We start from the raw sequence: 15,883 nt of genomic DNA, 5'->3' as shown, positions 1-15,883 counted from the left end.
GAGAATCGCGCCATGCCGTGGATGGGCATCCAGGACCTGTGGACATTTCTGGTCGCCGTGCTGGTGTTTCTGGCCCTGCCCGGGCCGGGCACCTTCACCCTGCTGACCGCCACCGGTCGTGGCGGTGTGCGCGGCGGCTACACGGCGCTGGCCGGCCTGCTGGTCGGCGACCAGATCCTGATGTGGCTGGCGCTGGCCGGCGTGGCCGCGCTGCTGAAGGCCAATCCGACGGTGTTCCATGCCGTGCAGTATCTCGGCGCGGCGTACCTGGTGTGGGTCGGCATCAGCCTGCTGCGCACGCCCAAGGGCGACGGTGCCGAGGTTGGCCCGGTGCGCATGCAGCCGGGCCGCTACTTCCACCAGGCGATCCTGGTCAGCCTGCTCAATCCGAAGGCGATCCTGTTCTACATGGCGTTCCTGCCGCTGTTCATCGACCCGAAGGCTCACCAGGGCATGGCCACCTTCGCGGCACTGGCCGGCATCATCTTCGTGGTCAGCATCGCCTACTGCTCACTGCTGATCTGGGTCGGCAACCTGGCCCGTCGTCGGTTGATCCAGCACCCGCGGGTCAGCGATGCGCTGCGACGTGTGGCCGGCCTGTTCCTGGTCGGCTTTGGCATCCGCCTGGGCCTGAACGGCTGAGAGCCCGTCGGCGCGGAGGGCCGCGCGCAGGTGGTCGATGAACACCCGCAGCTTGGGCGCCATATGCTCGCGCGCCGGGTAGTACAGATGAAAGCCGGGGAACGGCGGCTGCCAGTCCTCCAGCACGCTGCGCAGGCGGCCGGCAGCCAGGTCGTCGGCGACCAGCGAAGCAAAGCCCTGTGCCATGCCGAGCCCAGCCAGCACCGCCGCATAGGCAAGTTCGGCATCGTTGAACACCAGCCGCCCCGCGACGGCCACGTCCAGGTCACGCCCCTCACGGCTGAATTCCCAGGGCATGAGCCGGCCATTGGCGCGGCGATGGACGATGCAGTCGTGGCCCTGCAGCTCCTGCGGGCTCAGCGGCACCCCGTGGCGCGCGAAGTAGCCCGGCGTGGCCACCACCACCTGGCGCTCGGGTGGCCCGATCGGCACCGCGATCATGCCCTGCGCCAACGATTCACCCAGGCGGATGCCGGCGTCGAACCCCTCGGCGACCAGATCGGTCAGCGCCGGCTCCACGCACAATTCCACCTCTACCTGCGGATACCGGGCCAGGAAGGACGGCAGCGCCGGCAGAACCCGGCGTTCGGCAACGATGCGTGGCAGGGTGATGCGCAGCCGACCGGCCGGCACGGACCGCGCGCTGTCCAGGTCGTCGAAGGCCGATTCGATCTGTGCCAACCCGCCACGCACGCGCTGCAGGAAGCGTGCGCCGTGCTCGGTCAGACCCACCCGGCGCGTGGTCCGTTGCAACAGGCGCACGCCCATCCGCGCCTCCAGCGCACGCACGCTCTGTGACAGCGCCGAGGTCGAGACGCCCAGGGCATCGGCGGCACGGGTAAAGCTGGCGTGGTCGGCCACGTGGACAAAGGCAACCACCGCAGACAGCGGTGCGGAGGGATCCATTGTGAAGCCTTCCTTCATTGTCAGTTCGACTGCATCCAGTTTATCCACAAGATCATCGGACGGATGCTTGGCGTCCCGGCGGAACATCCGCCTCCTCCGATGGAATGCCACATGTCACTTGATCACTACCGCCTGCTCGGCCGCTCCGGCCTGCGTGTCAGCCCGATGGCGCTGGGCACGATGACCTTCGGTGCCGACTGGGGTTGGGGCGCGGACGAAGCCGAGGCCCGCCGCATCTTCGATGCCTACGTCGAACGTGGCGGCAACTTCGTCGATACCGCAAACAACTACACCAATGGCAGCGCAGAGACCCTGCTCGGGCGGTTCGCCCAAGGCCGTCGCGACCGGCTGGTGATCGCCAGCAAGTACACCCTGGCGACCGTGCCGGGCGATCCGAACAACGCCGGCAACCATCGCAAGAGCATGATGCGCTCGGTGGAGGACAGCCTGCGCCGGCTCGGCACCGACTACCTGGATCTGCTGTACCTGCACGCCTGGGACGACACCACCGGGGTGGACGAGGTGATGCGCGGTTTCGACGACCTCGTGCGCAGCGGCAAGGTGCTGTACGCCGGCATCTCGGACACGCCAGCCTGGCAGATCGCGCGCATGCAGACCCTGGCCGATCTACGCGGCTGGTCGCCACTGGTGGCGCTGCAGATCGAATACAGCCTGATCCAGCGCAGCGTCGAACACGAACTGCTGCCGATGGCCGATGCGCTCGGGTTGGGCGTGGTGGCGTGGTCGCCGCTGGGCAGCGGCGTGCTGACCGGCAAATACAGCGCGGCGGACCTGGCCGCAGCCGAGACCGCCGAGGCCGCGCCAGGTGGTTCCAGACGCAATGTCGCGCTCATCAATGGCGCGTTGACGCCGCGTTCGTTGAACATCGCCGGGGAAGTCGCTGCGATCGCGGCAGAGCTGTCGCACTCGGCTGCGCAGGTCGCTCTGGCCTGGTTGCTGCAACGACCTGCGGCCGGGGCCATGCCGATCGTCGGTGCACGCACCCTGGACCAGTTGGAACACAACCTGGCGGCGCTGGATCTGGCGCTGCCGGCTGAGGCGTTGGCACGGCTGGATGCGATCAGCGCGGTCGCGCCGGCCTTTCCGCACGACTTCCTGCAGATGCCGCTGCCGCGCATGCTGATGAGCGGTGGTACGCGTCTGCAGCCACGCGCACCGGGCAGGTAATAGCGGGGGCGCGCTATGCTGGCGCCCCATGCTGGAAGGAGGCGCCATGGCCGCAACACCAACGCTCGCGGTCGCTGCAGCCCTGGTGTTGCTGCTTGCCAGTGGATCGGCCACGGCCGCACCTGATCACCGCTGCCTCACCGGCGGTGTCAACGGCACGATCCACCTGGAATGGCGCTGGCTGGACGATGGCCGCGCCGATGTGCGCTACGCCGGGCACCGCGAGCGCCTGCCGCTGCACCGGGTTTCCGAAGAGACCACGGTGCTGGACGAAGACCGCCCCTACCAGTTCGATACCGTCTGGGAAGAGCGCGTGGAGGGCCGTATCAACGGTCACTACACGCTGAGCACGCAGGGCGCACGGATCTACAGCTTCAGCTACGTGCGGGCCCGAGACGGTCGCCGCACGGATTTCGAAGAAGACTTCAACGCCTTCCAGGACGACGGCTGTCACTGGTAGCCGCCTGGACTGAGGCCGTTTGTGCCGATTCCGGCAGCGTGCCCACAGTCCAGCGCGCGCTGTGCCGGCCATGACCCCCGTCAGTGGCAATGCTGCGCTGCGTTCGGTCACACTCGGGGACTTGTCGTTCTCAGTCACCCCTTCCGAGGCCTGCATGTCCCTGCTCCGGCGCAAGTCCCTAGATTCCGTCACCGTCCATGAAGCCGGCCGGCGCCTGGTCCCGACCCTCAGCTGGCCGCACCTGATCGCGCTGGGCATCGGTGCCATCGTCGGCACCGGCATCTATACCCTGATCGGCGTCGGTGCCGACCGCGCCGGCCCCGCCGTGCTGATCTCCTTCGCCATCGCCGGCGCGGTGTGTGCCTGCGCGGCACTGGCCTACGCCGAACTGTCCACGATGATGCCGGCCGCCGGCAGCGCCTATACCTACAGCTACAGCGCGCTGGGCGAAGTCTTCGCCTGGGTGGTGGGCTGGAGCCTGATCCTGGAGTACTCGCTGGTGGTGAGTACCGTGGCAGTCGGCTGGTCGGGCTATTTCGTCGGCTTCCTGGAATGGGTGCATACCCAGTTCGGCTGGGACCTGCGCCTGCCGGCCATGCTCGCAGCGGGCCCGCACGTCGATGGCGGCATGATCAACCTGCCCGCCATCGTCATCACCTGGCTGGTGGCACTGATGCTGATGGCCGGTACCAAGGAGAGCGCCACCCTCAACGCGATCCTGGTCGTGTTCAAGCTGATCGCGCTGGCCATATTCGTGGCGGTGGCCCTGCCGGCGTTCGATACCAACAACCTGCAGCCGTTCATGCCCTACGGGTTCGCCAAGACGCTGGGACCGGATGGCGTCGAGCGCGGCGTGATGGCCGCAGCGGCGATCATCTTCTTCGCGTTCTACGGCTTCGATGCGATCTCCACCGCCGCCGAAGAAACCAAGAACCCTGCGCGCGACCTGTCCATCGGCATCATCGGCTCGATGGTCGGCTGCACCATCGTGTACGTGCTGGTGGCGCTGGCCGCGATCGGTGCGATGAGCTACACCGTGTTCGGCCAGAGTGCCGAGCCGCTGGCACTGATCATGCGCCAGCTGGGCCAGCCGACCGCCGCGATGCTGATCGGCGTGATCGCCATCATCGCCCTGCCGACCGTGCTGCTGGCCTTCCTGTACGGCCAGAGCCGCATCTTCTTCGTCATGAGCCGCGATGGCCTGCTGCCGCGTGGCCTGTCCAAGGTCAACGCGCGCACCGGCACGCCGGTGGCGACCACGCTGTTCACCGCCGTGGTGGTGTCGGCGCTGGCCGGTGTGGCGCGCCTGGACGAGATCGCCGCGCTGGCCAATGCCGGCACCCTGGCCGCGTTCACTGCCGTTGGCATCTGCCTGGTGGTGCTGCGCGTGCGTGAGCCGAACCGCGAGCGCACCTTCCGCACGCCGTTGGCCTTCATCGTCGGCCCGCTGGCGGCACTGGGCTGCATCTACCTGTTCATCAGCCTGCCGCACACCACCCAGCTGTACTTCCTGGCGTGGAACGTGGTCGGCCTGGTGCTGTACTTCGCCTACAGCCGTCGCAACGCGCTGATCGGCCGGTAAAGGTAGCGCCGGGCCATGCCCGGCGGTCTTGGGGGATTGCCGGCCAGCGGCCGGCCCTACCGCAGGGCGGCTAGCCGCCCTGCTTTGCCGCGTAGTCCTGCGCCTGGCGCATCACCCGCAGCAGGTTGCCGCCCCAGATGGCGGCGATCTGCTGCTCGGTGTAGCCCTTGCGCAACAGCCACGCGGTGATCTTCGGCAACTGGCTGACGTCGGGCAGGTCGCTCAAACCACCACCACCATCCCAGTCCAGGCCGATGCCAACGTGCTCGGGACCGACGACCTCCAGGATGTGCTCGAAGTGTGCGAAGAAGTCGTCCAGGCTGGCATGGCGCACCGGATGTTCGTGGTCCAGTGCCTGCTCGGCCTTCTGCAGGGCAACGCCCTGTTCGATGGTCATGCCTTCCCAGCCCCCCAGCTGCTTGCTCAGGGCCTCTTCGGCCTGCTTGCGCTCGGGCGACTTGGCGGTGTCGATCAGGTAGCCGCCATATGCGTTCACCTGGATCACGCCGCCGGCCTTGGCCAGCCTGCGCAGGCGCGCGTCATCGAGGTTGCGTGGGTGGTCGTAGATCGCCTTGGCCGAGCTGTGCGACAACACAAACGGCACCGGCATCATCGCCAGCAGATCGTCGAACACGGCATCGGAGGCGTGCGACTGATCGATGACGATGCCCAGCTTCACCGCCTGCCGCACCAGGTCCTTGCCGGCCGGGCTCAGGCCTTTCCACTCCGCGCCCTTGGGATCAGTGGCCGAATCGGCGAACTCGTTGTTGGCGAAGTGCACGGTGCTGAGCAGGCGCAGGCCGGCACGGTGATAGAACGACAGCAGGCTGGGATCGGCCACCAGCGGGCTGGCGTTTTCCATGCTGATGTAGACCACACGCTTGCCGGCGGCCTTGATGCGCGCCGCGTCATCGGCGGTCAGCGCCAGCGCGAAGCGCTCGGGATTGGCGGCCAGCATTTCGCGGATCTCCAGCAGACGCTGCAGGCCGTGATCGCGCTCGGCCAGATGCGCAGCGGCAGTGCGATCGCCCTGGTCGGTGTAGATCGCAAAGAAGCCGCCATCGAGCGCGCCTTCGACCATGCGCGGGTAATCCACCTGCGAGAGCGCGTTGCGGTCGTGCCGCTGCTCGATGTCGAAGCCGTCGCGGCCGAAGTTGGCCGGCGTATCCAGATGGCTGTCCAAGGTCAGCAGGCGCTGCTGCAGTGCCTTGGCCCGGGCCAGTTCCTGCGCGCTGAAGTCGATGGCATGGGCGGACAGCGGCGCACTCAGCGCCAGGGCGAGCAGCAGGGAGAGACGACGCAACGACGGCATGGGCATCCACCGGCAATGGGAAGGACACGACCATAGCGCCGGGACGGCCAACGCGGGTAGTGCCGCATTGGCCAGCCAGCTCCATTACACTCGCCCGCAGCCGATAGGGGCAGCGTGCAGCACCGCGTGCTGCGTCGACCATGGAATGGAAACACCGATGTCGAAGTCCCAGCCTCCGGCGCTGCCCGTGCAGGGCCAAGCGCCTGTCCCCGCCAGCGTGGTCACCGTCGAACAGCTCAAGCGTGATGTGCTGCCAACGTTGTTTGCCGGCCGCACCGACATCGGCCGCTATGGCCCGGCCGACCTGGCCAGCGCCAGCGCCGAGCCGGCCTGGCAGGATGGCAGCGCCAACGCACTGGCCCAGGCGCTTGCCGAACTGGTCAGCCGGTTGTCCGAACACGATCCCAATGCCCTGCTTCAGCGCGCGGGCTGGTGGCAGCGGTTCACCGGTGCCGATATCGAAGAACGCCTGCACCGGCGCATCGCGATGGGCAGCAACGGCGATGTGCTGGCCAGGATCGAGCGCGAGGCCATCGCCGTGCGCGCCAGCGTCGATCGACTGGATGCGCAGCTGCTTGAGCATGACGTACAGGGTGTGCGACTACAGATCTACATCGATGCAGGCGTGCAGTTCCTGCAGGAACTGCCAGCAGCCGTCGACAGCGCCGATGATGCGCCGGTACTCGACCGCCCGGCTGAGCGGCTGCAGCGTCGTGTGGCCAACCTGACCGCGCTGCTTGCCAGTCATTCGATGAGCCGGGTGCAGGTGCAGTTGGCACGCAGCAATGCCATCGACCTGCTGGACCGCTACAGCGAGACCGTGCAGATCCTGCTGCCGATCTGGCGCCAGACCATCCAGGCGCTGCACAACAGCGACAACGCCAGCCCACAGATGATCGCCAGTGCTGCGCAGGCGCAGGACCAGCTGAAGCAGGCGCTGCAGCAGTTGCTGCGCACGTCGGGGGTGCCGGCATGAGCGCGCCGGTACGCGATCCGCTGCAGATCCCGCCGGACCTGCAGGCGCGTGCGGAAGCCGTTCCGGGTCTGCGCGCGTTTTACCGACGGGCCTCACTGCTTCGGGTCTTCGGCCTGGCCTGCATTCCGCTGGCGGCCACGGCACTGGCCTACATGGCGCTGGCATTCACCGGCACCGAACTGGGCCCGTCTTCGTGGGCGCACGTGCCGGCCGGCTATGGCGCGAAGGACACAGGCAAGCAGCTGGTCATCCTGCTGGTCATGACGCCCTTGCTGCTGGTGTGGATGTTCTTCGGTGTGCGGGACCTGCTCGGCCGCCATCGCGTTCGCCGCTTCGCCTGGTCGTTCGCGCTGGGTTCGATGCTGCTGTGCGGTGCATTGGGAAGCATGGGCATCACCGCACCCGCCATGGGCCAGGGCGATCGGCTCGACCATCGGCAGCTGGACGCGCTCATCGCCAGTCCAGACTTCAGCAGCTTCAGCCCGCAGTGGCAGGCCTATCTGCGTGCACAGCAGGAGCTGCCCTACGGCGTGGCTTCATCGGCCGTTGTCGCCACCGCCCGTGCGCTGGCCAATGGCGAGGACATCGGCGTTCCGGTATCGCCGGCAATGCAGTCCCGCTTCGAGAAAGCAGCCGGCCTGCCGCGCTCCGAACGGTCACAGCGATGGCATGACCAGCGTCTGCTGAGCTGGCTTCTGTTCGACGTTGGCTGGGTACTGGCGCTGCTCGCGGTACCGGCGCTGCTGGCGCTGGGTACGGTGGCGATCGTGCTCGGTCGCCACCTGCGTCGCAGGTCCGACGTGATCAACGGGTTACTGCAGCAGCTGCAGCCGGTTCCTGCGCCGCCGCGCGCGCAGCCCTGAGGCTGGCGCGCGCGGACAGTCTTCCGCGCTGTGCACGGGAGCCGAGCATCACTCGGCTCCACGCGCCGTGGCTCAGTCCACCACGCGGCAGAACACGGCCTTCAGGTAACGCGATTCCTGCACGTGGGCCATGAACGGATGGTCCGGACCGGCGCCGGCCACCTTCAGGATCTGGATGGTGCGGCCAGAGAAGTACGCCGCACGACGCAGCATGTCCAGGAACTGGTCCTCGGCCACCAGGCCGGTGCAGGAGAACGTGGCGAACAGGCCACCGGGCTTGACCACGCCAAGCGCCAGCTTGTTCATGTCCAGGTACTTCTTCAGCGCGGTGATCACCTGCTCGCGGTCGCGGGTCATCTTCGCCGGGTCCAGGATCACCACGTCGTACTTCTCGCCGCGGTTGGCCGCATCACGCAGCCACGGGAAAATGTCGGACTGGACGAACTTCGGGCGCACGTTGTTCAGACGCGAATTGCCCTTGGCGATCTGGATGACGTCTTCATCGATGTCGATGCCGACCACTTCCGATGCACCACGCGCGGCCGCATACACGGCGAAGCCGCCGGTGTTGCAGCACAGGTCGAGCACGCTCTTGCCTTCCACCTGCTGGCTCAGCCACTCACGGTTCTCGCGCTGGTCGGCGAAGAAACCGGTCTTGTGCGCACCGGCCGGGTCGGCGCGGAACTTGATGCCGTACTCGGTGATCACCGACGCTTCGGTGGTGGTGTTGCCGTGGAAGTCGAAACTTTCCTGCTTCTGCACGTGTTCGTCGGCGAAGCTGTGGAAACGGCAGCCCGGGAACTGTTCGCGCAGCGCGTCGTAGATCCATTCGCGGTGGCGGAACATGCCGGCGGCAAAGAACTCCACCACCACCAGGTCGTTGTAACGGTCCACCACCAGGCCGGACAGACCGTCGCCTTCGCTGTGCACCACGCGCCAGGCGTCGGACACCGCATCAAGCTTCAGCACCTCACGACGCAGCGACACCGCCTGGGCGATCTTGCGCGAGAACCAGCCGGCGTCCACCGGGGTCTGCGGGTCGGTTTCGAGGATGCGTACGGCAATACGCGAATGCCCGTTGTAGAAGCCACGGCCGATGAACTCGCCATCCACGCCGACGACGTCGACGAGGGAGCCGGGCTTGGGCCGGACGGTCGGCTTCTCGACCAGTTTCTGGAAGATCCACGGGTGGCTGGAACGCCACGCGTTCTTGAGGCGGACAACGGGAAGGGGGGTATTCATCCACTTATTGTAAACCGGGCGCCGGGGTCAGATCCCCACAGGGGCTCTGACCCCGGGCCGGTGTGCCAACCAAGGTTGGCACCTACCAGAGCTGGCCCCCGGCCCCAGGGCATTTGACGCCGGCCCGGCCAGGCCGCAGAATCGGCGGCAGAAGGGGAGTAGCTCCCAGACGTTGTCGCCGTCAATTCGAGCCCGCAGGCTCCGGTGCAACGGTAGTTCCGGCCCATCGGAACTGCGAGCGAGACCTTCGCCGTACTGGCGAAGCTCTGTCCCTGGATCCCCTCCCGATCCTCCGTTGCAGATCCTCGCCGTCCGGCTTGAGGCATTTTTCATTTCCCAACGGACAAACCCATGCAGACGATCGGTAATTTGTGGTTGTGGGGCGGCTTCGCAGCGGTGGTGGTCATCGCCCTGCTGGTCGACCTCGTATTGATGCGCCATGGTGGCCCGCACAAGGTCACTTTCAAGGAGGCCCTGTGGTGGTCCATCGGCTGGGTCGCGCTGGCCCTGGCCTTCAACGGCGGCCTCTGGTTCTACCTGAACGAGACCGCCGGCCAGGTCGTGGCCAACAAGGTCGGCCTGGAGTTCCTGACCGGCTACCTGGTCGAGAAGGCGCTGGCGGTGGACAACATCTTTGTCTTCCTGATGATCATGAGCTACTTCGCGGTGCCGGAGGAACAGCGCCAGAAGGTGCTGATCATCGGCATCCTGGGTGCGATCGTGCTGCGTACGATCATGATCTTCGCAGGCAGCGTGCTGATCACCCAGTTCCATTGGCTGCTCTACGTGTTCGGCGCCTTCCTGCTCTTCACCGGCTGGAAGATGTGGTTCGCCGCGGGCCAAGAGCCTGACCTGGAAGCCAATCCGGCCCTGCGCTGGATGCGCAAGCACCTGCGCCTGCTGCCGGATTACGAAGGCAACGCGATGAGCGTCAAGCGCGACGGCGTGCGCTGGTTCACCCCGCTGTTCGCGGTGCTGATCCTGATTGCAGTCACCGACGTGATCTTCGCGGTGGACAGCATCCCGGCGATCTTCGCGATCACCACCGACCCGTTCATCGTGCTGACCTCCAACGTGTTCGCGGTGCTCGGCCTGCGTGCGATGTTCTTCCTGCTGGCCGGCATGGCCGACCGCTTCCACCTGCTGCCGTACGGCCTGGCCCTGGTGCTGGCCTTCATCGGCATCAAGATGATGATCATCGACCTGTTCAAGATCCCGACCCCGATCTCGCTGGGCGTGGTCGCGGTGATCATCGCTGCCACGGTGGTGCTGAGCCTGAAGAATCCGCCGAAGGAAGGCGGCGCCTGATCCAGGCGGATTGAAGGATGCGGCCGGGGGATTGTCCCGCCGGTCGCAGCCACTCTCCCGCAGCGGTGGCCTTGGTTTCGCGCCGGCCACCGCCATTGCTGAGGGTATGAACACGAACGCGCCCCTGCCCGCCGGCGACGCGCCGGCCGACCGCAACGACCGCACGCGCATCCTGCGCGCCTTCAACGCCAGCCTGGCTGCCGTGCTGGTGCTGGTGGCCGTGTTCGCCCTGCAGGACCATTTCGACTGGCGACCCTGGGCCGTGGCACCGCTGGAAGCCAAGGGCCTGCTCGGCCTGATCGGCGGGCCGCTGCTGCATGCCTCGGTCGAACACATCGCCGCCAACAGCGCTGCGATCCTGATCCTCGGCACCCTCGCCGGCAGCGTTTATCCGAAGGCCACGCTACGTGCCCTGCCCCTGCTGTGGGTCGGTTCGGGCATCGGTGCGTGGATGCTGGGCAACCCCGGCAGCTTCCATCTCGGCGCCAGTGGCGTCACCCACGGCCTGATGTTCCTGCTGGCCAGCCTCGGCCTGCTGCGCCGCGACCGCGCGGCCATCGCCACCGGGTTGATCGGCATGCTGTTCTACGGCGGCATGCTGATGACCGTGCTGCCGCACGCCGACGGCGTGTCCTGGCAGTCGCACATGGGCGGTGCCTTCGCCGGCATCATCGCTGCGCTGCTGTTCCGCAACGCCGATCCCTTGCCGCCGCGCCCGCGTTACAGCTGGGAAGACGAGGAAGAAGAGATCGAGCCGCTGGCCGACGACGAACTCGAGCCGCCGTCGCCGCAGCGCGTGCCGGTACTGTGGCAGCCGCGCGAAGGGCAGGACTATGTGGTCATCCCGTTCCGCCGGCCGGAAGACCCGCGCGGTTGAGCTGTGACGGGGTCGGATCCCCGAAGGGGCTCTGCCCCCGATCACCGATGACCCGGTGGCCGCCGACCTTGGTCGGCGCTCCTGCCTCCGGCGTTCATGCCCCCGCAGCGACCATGTGCCAACCAAGGTTGGCACCTACCACCGGCGCATCAATCCGCCGCGTTTCCCGCCGCGCCCATTCCATCCACCGCCTGCCGGCCCAGCGCCGGGTCATCGGTGAAGAACGCATCGATGCCGGTCGCCAGGTAGGCGCGCATCTCGGCGATCGACCCTTCCGCATTGCGCGCAGTGTCCGCGCCCTTGCGCAGGTTGCTGGCCTGGAAGTGGTTCTCCGGGCGGAAGGTGTACGGGATCACCATCAGGCCCACCGCGTGCGCATCGCGCACCAGCGACGTCGGCGTACCCAACGCACCGTTGGCATCCAGCGGGATGATCGAGCGCAGCTCCGGGCCGATGCCATCGGCATAGGTCGCGATGTCCTTCAGACCTGCTGGCGTCATCATCTGCGCATAGGTCAGCGCACCGCCGGCCTTGGCGATGTCGGCCGGCTGGGTATCGCCCTTCCACAGCAGCTGCAGCAGGCGGATGTTGCTGCCACGCGGGATCTTGCCGCGCAGGTAACGCAGGTTGGCGGTCTCGAACGACTGGATGGTGACCGGGCCGACGTTGGTATAGGCGTTGCCACGCAGCGCAGCCAGCACCTTGTCTTCCATCGGCAGGCCGATCGACTGGAAATAGGTCGGGTGCTTGATCTCCGGCACCAGGCCGATGCCACGGTTGGCACGACCTGCCTGCTGGACCAGGAACGCCAGGATCTCGTCCAGGCTGGCGATGCGGAACTGGCCGTCATAGGCGGTGCTGCGGAACTCCGGCAGGCGCTCGCGGGCGTACAGGGTCTTCAGCTCGGCCAGGGTGAAGTCTTCGGTGAACCAGCCTTCGACCGTCTGCCCATCGATGACCTTGCGGGTCTTCCGCTTGGCGAATTCCTTGTGCTCGGCCACATCGGTGGTGCCACCGATCTCGTTCTCGTGGCGGGCCACCATCACCCCGTCCTTGGTCATCACCAGGTCCGGTTCGATGTAATCGGCACCGTCGGCGATGGCCTGCGCATACGCCGCCAAGGTGTGCTCGGGCAGCAGCGCGCTTGCGCCACGATGACCGTAGACCGACACCTTGGGCGCGGCCGGAGGGGAGGATTCAGCACTCATGGCCACCGATGGTGCCACGGCCAGCGACAACAGCAACGCACGACCCCACGACTTCACTGCGACTTCCCCAAAGCGGTTTGTGATGGGCGTCAGTATGCGGCGGGAATGTGACAGGTTGGGGGAGCTGGTGTTCGGCTGCCTGCCTGCGGTCGGCCAATGATCGTGCTGCCCCCCATTCGGATTCGATTCTGCAATTTTTCCGATTGAACTGCGGAAAGGATGGGCCATAGCCTCGACTGACCAACACCGATGTTGGGAGGATCAGACCATGGAGAAGACAATGTACGTGCCCATCCTGAAATGGCGGCAAGGTGAGTACCTCGCTGTAGGTCGTACACGCGAGACCATCAAGGACTGGATGTACCCCCTGTTCGAGATCCCGGTCGAACAGTGGGACTTCGAGAACGATGCACCCGCCAAGTCGCTCGACGACCATCTGAAGAATGTCGGCAAGCGATTGAGCACCAACTGGAAGAAGCGCCGCTGCCTGTTCGATTCTCCACATCTTGCCGGCGACGACACGATGGCCAATGGAGACCATCACCTCGCGCACGTCTTCGATCTCGCGCGGGCGTCGGCATGCCAGGCCATCCCGGTCACCGGTCTCGGGCGGCATCTGGCGTATCAACAGGCGGTCGCCAGCATCATCGCGCAGGATAGTCGTGGCTGCGCACTGCGCTTGATTCCCGATGACCTGGAAGGTAATCCTTCGGCAAAGATCGACGGCTTGATGCATCTCCTGGGCGTAACACCAGAACAGGTGGACATCGTTCTGGACAGTGCGGCAGATGTCGCAGATTCTCCGACCCTGCAGGCATCGATCTGGCAGGCATGGATTGCGGGACTGCCATACATCAGCCGGTGGAGATCGCTCACCGTGGCCGGCGGAAGCTTCCCCGCAAGCCTGAACCCGTCAGCAGGGTATCGTCCTCATGGAGATGTTCATCGTCGCGAATGGCGTGGGTACACCCGGCTCGCTGCCAGTATCCCGCTGCGTCAGCCATGGTTCGGTGACTACGGATGCGCGTCACCACAGACCGAGATGATGGACCCACGTCTGTTCGACCCGAATGCAAAGATCAAATACACGATCGATGACCAGTGGCGGATCATCGTCGGCACCCAGGTCAAGCGCAATGGCCGCGACCAGTATCGCGACCTGTGCAGGCACCTGATCTCTGATCGACCTGTAGTATTCATGGGGCGAACTTACAGTGCTGGCGACGAGTACATCGAAGATTGCGCCAACAGCGTCGCCAGCACGGGCGGAAGTTCAACCTGGCCAACGGTGGCGACCAACCACCACCTGACTAAGGTTGTTCGCGACCTCGCCAATGTGTCCGGCGCTTCAACTGTTCCCTGACCAGCGTGCGGATCTCGGCGAGGCTGTATACCTCTCCAAGCCGCTCGCACAGCGCTGCGCGGTTGCCGCGCAGCGCTGCCTTGTCCGGATTCCTTGCACAGATCAGTGTCGTGATCTCATCACGCCAGAGAAGGGCGGCAACGTCCATACCATTGACCGACGGATTGAGCTTGGCGGGTCGTAAAAGCTCCATTCGCACCGCATTACGCGCGCCGCGCGATACCGTACGTACGCCCCACCACTCCGGCAGGACGTCCAGTGCGTGGTCAAGATGCCGCTGCCCCACGACAATCGTCGCTTTGTCGAGAACGTTTGAATAGAACTGCTGCTGCACAGGAAGCCTGCGCAGCGTGTCGACGTCGCTCTTGATCTCGTAACCGTGCAGATGCCCATTGATGACACAGACATCAACACGGCAGGCGCCGCGGGCGAGCCCCATCTCCTCCACGACCAGCGTATGGGGATTGGCCACGTGCTCGGCGATCACCTTGCGAAGGAGCGCGGATCTGACGTCGCTGTCGGTTATCGGGTCCATTGTCGAATCGTACCAAGAGGGAGTCGCTGTACCGCATGAAACCCAAGCATGTCGCAGTTCGCCACGGCCTTACTTGCCGATGCAGAAGCTGGAGAAAATCCTTCCCAGCAGATCATCCGCACTCATCTGCCCGGTGATCTCGCCCAGTGCATCGTGCGCCAGCCGCAGCTCTTCGGCCGCCAGCTCCAGGTGCTCGTGCACCAGCTCTGCATCGGCACGCTGCGCATGTTCCTGTGCGCGCTCGATGGCGTCCACGTGGCGCGTACGCGCGGAGAACTCACCGTCCACCTGCTCGCCCGCACCGGCCGAGGCGATCGAACGCAGACGCGCATGCAGGTCGTCCAGTCCCGCGCCGGTAGCGGCCGAGACGAACACACGATCCGGATCGTCCTGCTCGGGCGTTCCCAACAGCAGATCCGACTTGTTGTGGATGTAGACCTTGTGTGGCACGCCAGCCACGGCATCGCCCAGCGCCGCTTCACCCGCCGCGGGGTCACGCGCGTCCAGCACGATCAGCGCCAGGTCGGTGCGCTCGATTTCCACATGCGCGCGACGCATGCCTTCGCGTTCGATGGCATCGCCCCCCTCGCGCAGGCCGGCGGTATCGACCAGGGTCAGCTCCAGGCCATCCAGGCGGATGGTCTCGCGCAGCGTGTCGCGGGTGGTGCCGGCGATGTCGGTGACGATGGCGCGCTCGCTGCCGGCCAACGCGTTCAACAGCGAACTCTTGCCGGCATTCGGTGGCCCGATCAGCACGGCATGCAGGCCATCGCGCAGGCGACGGCCGCGCTCGGCATCACGACGCAGCAGGGCCAGGTCGCTGCGGGCCTGCTCGAGCCCGCGCCGCACCTGTGCACCGCCCAGCGTATCCAGCGGTTCATCGGCGAAATCGATCGCCGCTTCCACGTGGATGCGCAGCAGCACCAGCTGTTCGACCACAGTGTCGATGCGACGCGAGAACACACCGTCCAGCGAGCGGCGCGCAGCACGCGCGGCGCGGTTGTCACCGGCGGCGATCAGATCGGCGATGGCCTCGGCCTGGGCCAGGTCGAGCTTGCCGTTGAGAAACGCGCGCTCGCTGAACTCACCTGGCCGTGCCTGGCGCGCGCCCAGCGTGATGCAGCGCGCGACCAGTTGTTGCAGCAACACCGGGCTGCCATGCCCCTGCAGTTCCACCACTTCTTCGCCGGTGAAGCTGTTGGGTGCCGGGAACCACAGCACGATGCCATCGTCGATGACCTCGCCATCGGCATCGCGCAAGCGCGCGTAATGTGCATGGCGCGGGCGCAGCGTCGGAGCGCCGAGCGCGTTGGCAATCGCTGCGGCGCGCGGGCCTGACAGGCGCAGCAGGCCGACGCCGCCCGCACCCGGTGCGCTGGCAATGGCCACGATGGTCTCGGTGCGGGTCACCTCATTCATCG

14 protein-coding genes and 1 pseudogene are annotated in these 15,883 nt (G+C 66.3%); 9 read left to right on the top strand and 6 right to left on the bottom strand.

Annotation, left to right across the window (positions count from 1 at the left end; translation table 11 throughout):
• Nucleotides 1-12: 12 nt before the first annotated feature.
• Nucleotides 13-642: a leucine efflux protein LeuE gene (gene leuE / locus HFK18_RS05015; protein ID WP_099819407.1), complete on the top strand. Its 630-nt coding sequence runs from the start codon at nt 13-15 to the stop codon at nt 640-642.
• A 27-nt stretch (nt 643-669) separates the two neighbouring features.
• Here leuE and HFK18_RS05010 read toward each other — a convergent pair.
• Nucleotides 670-1,548: pseudogene (locus tag HFK18_RS05010) on the bottom strand (LysR family transcriptional regulator); the annotation flags it as partial.
• A gap of 99 nt (nt 1,549-1,647) precedes the next feature.
• Between HFK18_RS05010 and HFK18_RS05005 the strand changes: the two are divergent.
• From HFK18_RS05005 to HFK18_RS04995, 3 genes are all read left to right on the top strand, one after another.
• Nucleotides 1,648-2,736, top strand: coding sequence for an aldo/keto reductase (locus HFK18_RS05005; protein ID WP_218946540.1), 1,089 nt, complete (start codon nt 1,648-1,650; stop codon nt 2,734-2,736).
• A gap of 46 nt (nt 2,737-2,782) precedes the next feature.
• On the top strand, nt 2,783-3,196 hold the full coding sequence (locus HFK18_RS05000) for a hypothetical protein (protein ID WP_180164800.1): 414 nt from the start codon (nt 2,783-2,785) through the stop codon (nt 3,194-3,196).
• 154 nt (nt 3,197-3,350) lie between these two features.
• Complete coding sequence (locus tag HFK18_RS04995; RefSeq protein ID WP_180164798.1) at nt 3,351-4,778, top strand: amino acid permease; 1,428 nt, start codon at nt 3,351-3,353, stop codon at nt 4,776-4,778.
• 70 nt (nt 4,779-4,848) lie between these two features.
• On the opposite strand, the gene HFK18_RS04990 is transcribed toward HFK18_RS04995, so the two are convergent.
• Nucleotides 4,849-6,090 (bottom strand): dipeptidase, encoded by a 1,242-nt coding sequence (locus HFK18_RS04990; protein WP_180164796.1) that lies wholly within the window; start codon nt 6,088-6,090, stop codon nt 4,849-4,851.
• 157 nt (nt 6,091-6,247) lie between these two features.
• On the opposite strand from HFK18_RS04990, the gene HFK18_RS04985 reads away from it, so the two are divergent.
• Nucleotides 6,248-7,066, top strand: a complete 819-nt coding sequence (locus HFK18_RS04985) for a protein klaA (RefSeq protein WP_180164794.1) — start codon at nt 6,248-6,250, stop codon at nt 7,064-7,066.
• A complete protein-coding gene (locus HFK18_RS04980) occupies nt 7,063-7,929 on the top strand; it encodes a hypothetical protein (RefSeq protein WP_180164792.1) in 867 nt (288 codons plus the stop codon). The genes HFK18_RS04985 and HFK18_RS04980 overlap by 4 nt, the downstream gene beginning before the upstream one ends.
• 72 nt (nt 7,930-8,001) lie before the next feature.
• On the opposite strand, the gene HFK18_RS04975 is transcribed toward HFK18_RS04980, so the two are convergent.
• Complete coding sequence (locus HFK18_RS04975; protein ID WP_180164790.1) at nt 8,002-9,171, bottom strand: class I SAM-dependent rRNA methyltransferase; 1,170 nt, start codon at nt 9,169-9,171, stop codon at nt 8,002-8,004.
• A 351-nt stretch (nt 9,172-9,522) separates the two neighbouring features.
• Here HFK18_RS04975 and HFK18_RS04970 point away from each other — a divergent pair, with 351 nt between their 5' ends.
• Together HFK18_RS04970 and HFK18_RS04965 are read left to right on the top strand one after the other, a co-directional pair.
• The gene (locus HFK18_RS04970; RefSeq protein WP_025875596.1) at nt 9,523-10,479 is read left to right on the top strand and encodes a TerC family protein; all 957 of its coding nucleotides are present in this window, start codon (nt 9,523-9,525) and stop codon (nt 10,477-10,479) included.
• A 106-nt stretch (nt 10,480-10,585) separates the two neighbouring features.
• Nucleotides 10,586-11,356, top strand: a complete 771-nt coding sequence (locus tag HFK18_RS04965) for a rhomboid family intramembrane serine protease (RefSeq protein ID WP_180164788.1) — start codon at nt 10,586-10,588, stop codon at nt 11,354-11,356.
• 149 nt (nt 11,357-11,505) lie between these two features.
• Here HFK18_RS04965 and HFK18_RS04960 read toward each other — a convergent pair whose 3' ends face one another.
• Nucleotides 11,506-12,621: a glycerophosphodiester phosphodiesterase gene (locus HFK18_RS04960; RefSeq protein WP_180164778.1), complete on the bottom strand. Its 1,116-nt coding sequence runs from the start codon at nt 12,619-12,621 to the stop codon at nt 11,506-11,508.
• Between the two features lie 211 nt (nt 12,622-12,832).
• Between HFK18_RS04960 and HFK18_RS04955 the strand changes: the two genes are divergently transcribed.
• The gene (locus tag HFK18_RS04955; RefSeq protein ID WP_180164776.1) at nt 12,833-13,927 is read left to right on the top strand and encodes a beta family protein; all 1,095 of its coding nucleotides are present in this window, start codon (nt 12,833-12,835) and stop codon (nt 13,925-13,927) included.
• Here the strand turns inward: HFK18_RS04955 and HFK18_RS04950 are convergent.
• Nucleotides 13,875-14,462, bottom strand: coding sequence for a sce7726 family protein (locus HFK18_RS04950; RefSeq protein WP_180164774.1), 588 nt, complete (start codon nt 14,460-14,462; stop codon nt 13,875-13,877). The two genes, HFK18_RS04955 and HFK18_RS04950, sit on opposite strands and share 53 nt — an antisense overlap.
• 69 nt (nt 14,463-14,531) lie before the next feature.
• Nucleotides 14,532-15,881 carry a tRNA uridine-5-carboxymethylaminomethyl(34) synthesis GTPase MnmE gene (gene mnmE / locus HFK18_RS04945; protein ID WP_180164772.1) on the bottom strand — a complete coding sequence of 450 codons (1,350 nt, stop codon included), beginning with the start codon at nt 15,879-15,881 and terminating at the stop codon, nt 14,532-14,534.
• Nucleotides 15,882-15,883 lie beyond the last annotated feature (2 nt).

This window comes from Stenotrophomonas sp. SbOxS2, from assembly GCF_013416715.1.
Lineage (GTDB): Bacteria > Pseudomonadota > Gammaproteobacteria > Xanthomonadales > Xanthomonadaceae > Stenotrophomonas > Stenotrophomonas lactitubi.
Note: the sequence above shows the minus strand (reverse complement) of the source record. Positions and strands in the feature narration are given on the sequence as shown.

Excerpts from the sequence above, each read along its gene's own strand:
- leuE (WP_099819407.1), top strand. The coding sequence starts at position 13 with ATGCCGTGGATGGGCATCCAGGACCTGTGGACATTTCTGGTCGCCGTG.
- HFK18_RS05005 (WP_218946540.1), top strand. The coding sequence starts at position 1,648 with ATGGAATGCCACATGTCACTTGATCACTACCGCCTGCTCGGCCGCTCC.
- HFK18_RS05000 (WP_180164800.1), top strand. The coding sequence starts at position 2,783 with ATGGCCGCAACACCAACGCTCGCGGTCGCTGCAGCCCTGGTGTTGCTG.
- HFK18_RS04995 (WP_180164798.1), top strand. The coding sequence starts at position 3,351 with ATGTCCCTGCTCCGGCGCAAGTCCCTAGATTCCGTCACCGTCCATGAA.
- HFK18_RS04990 (WP_180164796.1), bottom strand. The coding sequence starts at position 6,090 with ATGCCGTCGTTGCGTCGTCTCTCCCTGCTGCTCGCCCTGGCGCTGAGT.
- HFK18_RS04985 (WP_180164794.1), top strand. The coding sequence starts at position 6,248 with ATGTCGAAGTCCCAGCCTCCGGCGCTGCCCGTGCAGGGCCAAGCGCCT.
- HFK18_RS04980 (WP_180164792.1), top strand. The coding sequence starts at position 7,063 with ATGAGCGCGCCGGTACGCGATCCGCTGCAGATCCCGCCGGACCTGCAG.
- HFK18_RS04975 (WP_180164790.1), bottom strand. The coding sequence starts at position 9,171 with ATGAATACCCCCCTTCCCGTTGTCCGCCTCAAGAACGCGTGGCGTTCC.
- HFK18_RS04970 (WP_025875596.1), top strand. The coding sequence starts at position 9,523 with ATGCAGACGATCGGTAATTTGTGGTTGTGGGGCGGCTTCGCAGCGGTG.
- HFK18_RS04965 (WP_180164788.1), top strand. The coding sequence starts at position 10,586 with ATGAACACGAACGCGCCCCTGCCCGCCGGCGACGCGCCGGCCGACCGC.
- HFK18_RS04955 (WP_180164776.1), top strand. The coding sequence starts at position 12,833 with ATGGAGAAGACAATGTACGTGCCCATCCTGAAATGGCGGCAAGGTGAG.
- HFK18_RS04950 (WP_180164774.1), bottom strand. The coding sequence starts at position 14,462 with ATGGACCCGATAACCGACAGCGACGTCAGATCCGCGCTCCTTCGCAAG.
- mnmE (WP_180164772.1), bottom strand. The coding sequence starts at position 15,881 with ATGAATGAGGTGACCCGCACCGAGACCATCGTGGCCATTGCCAGCGCA.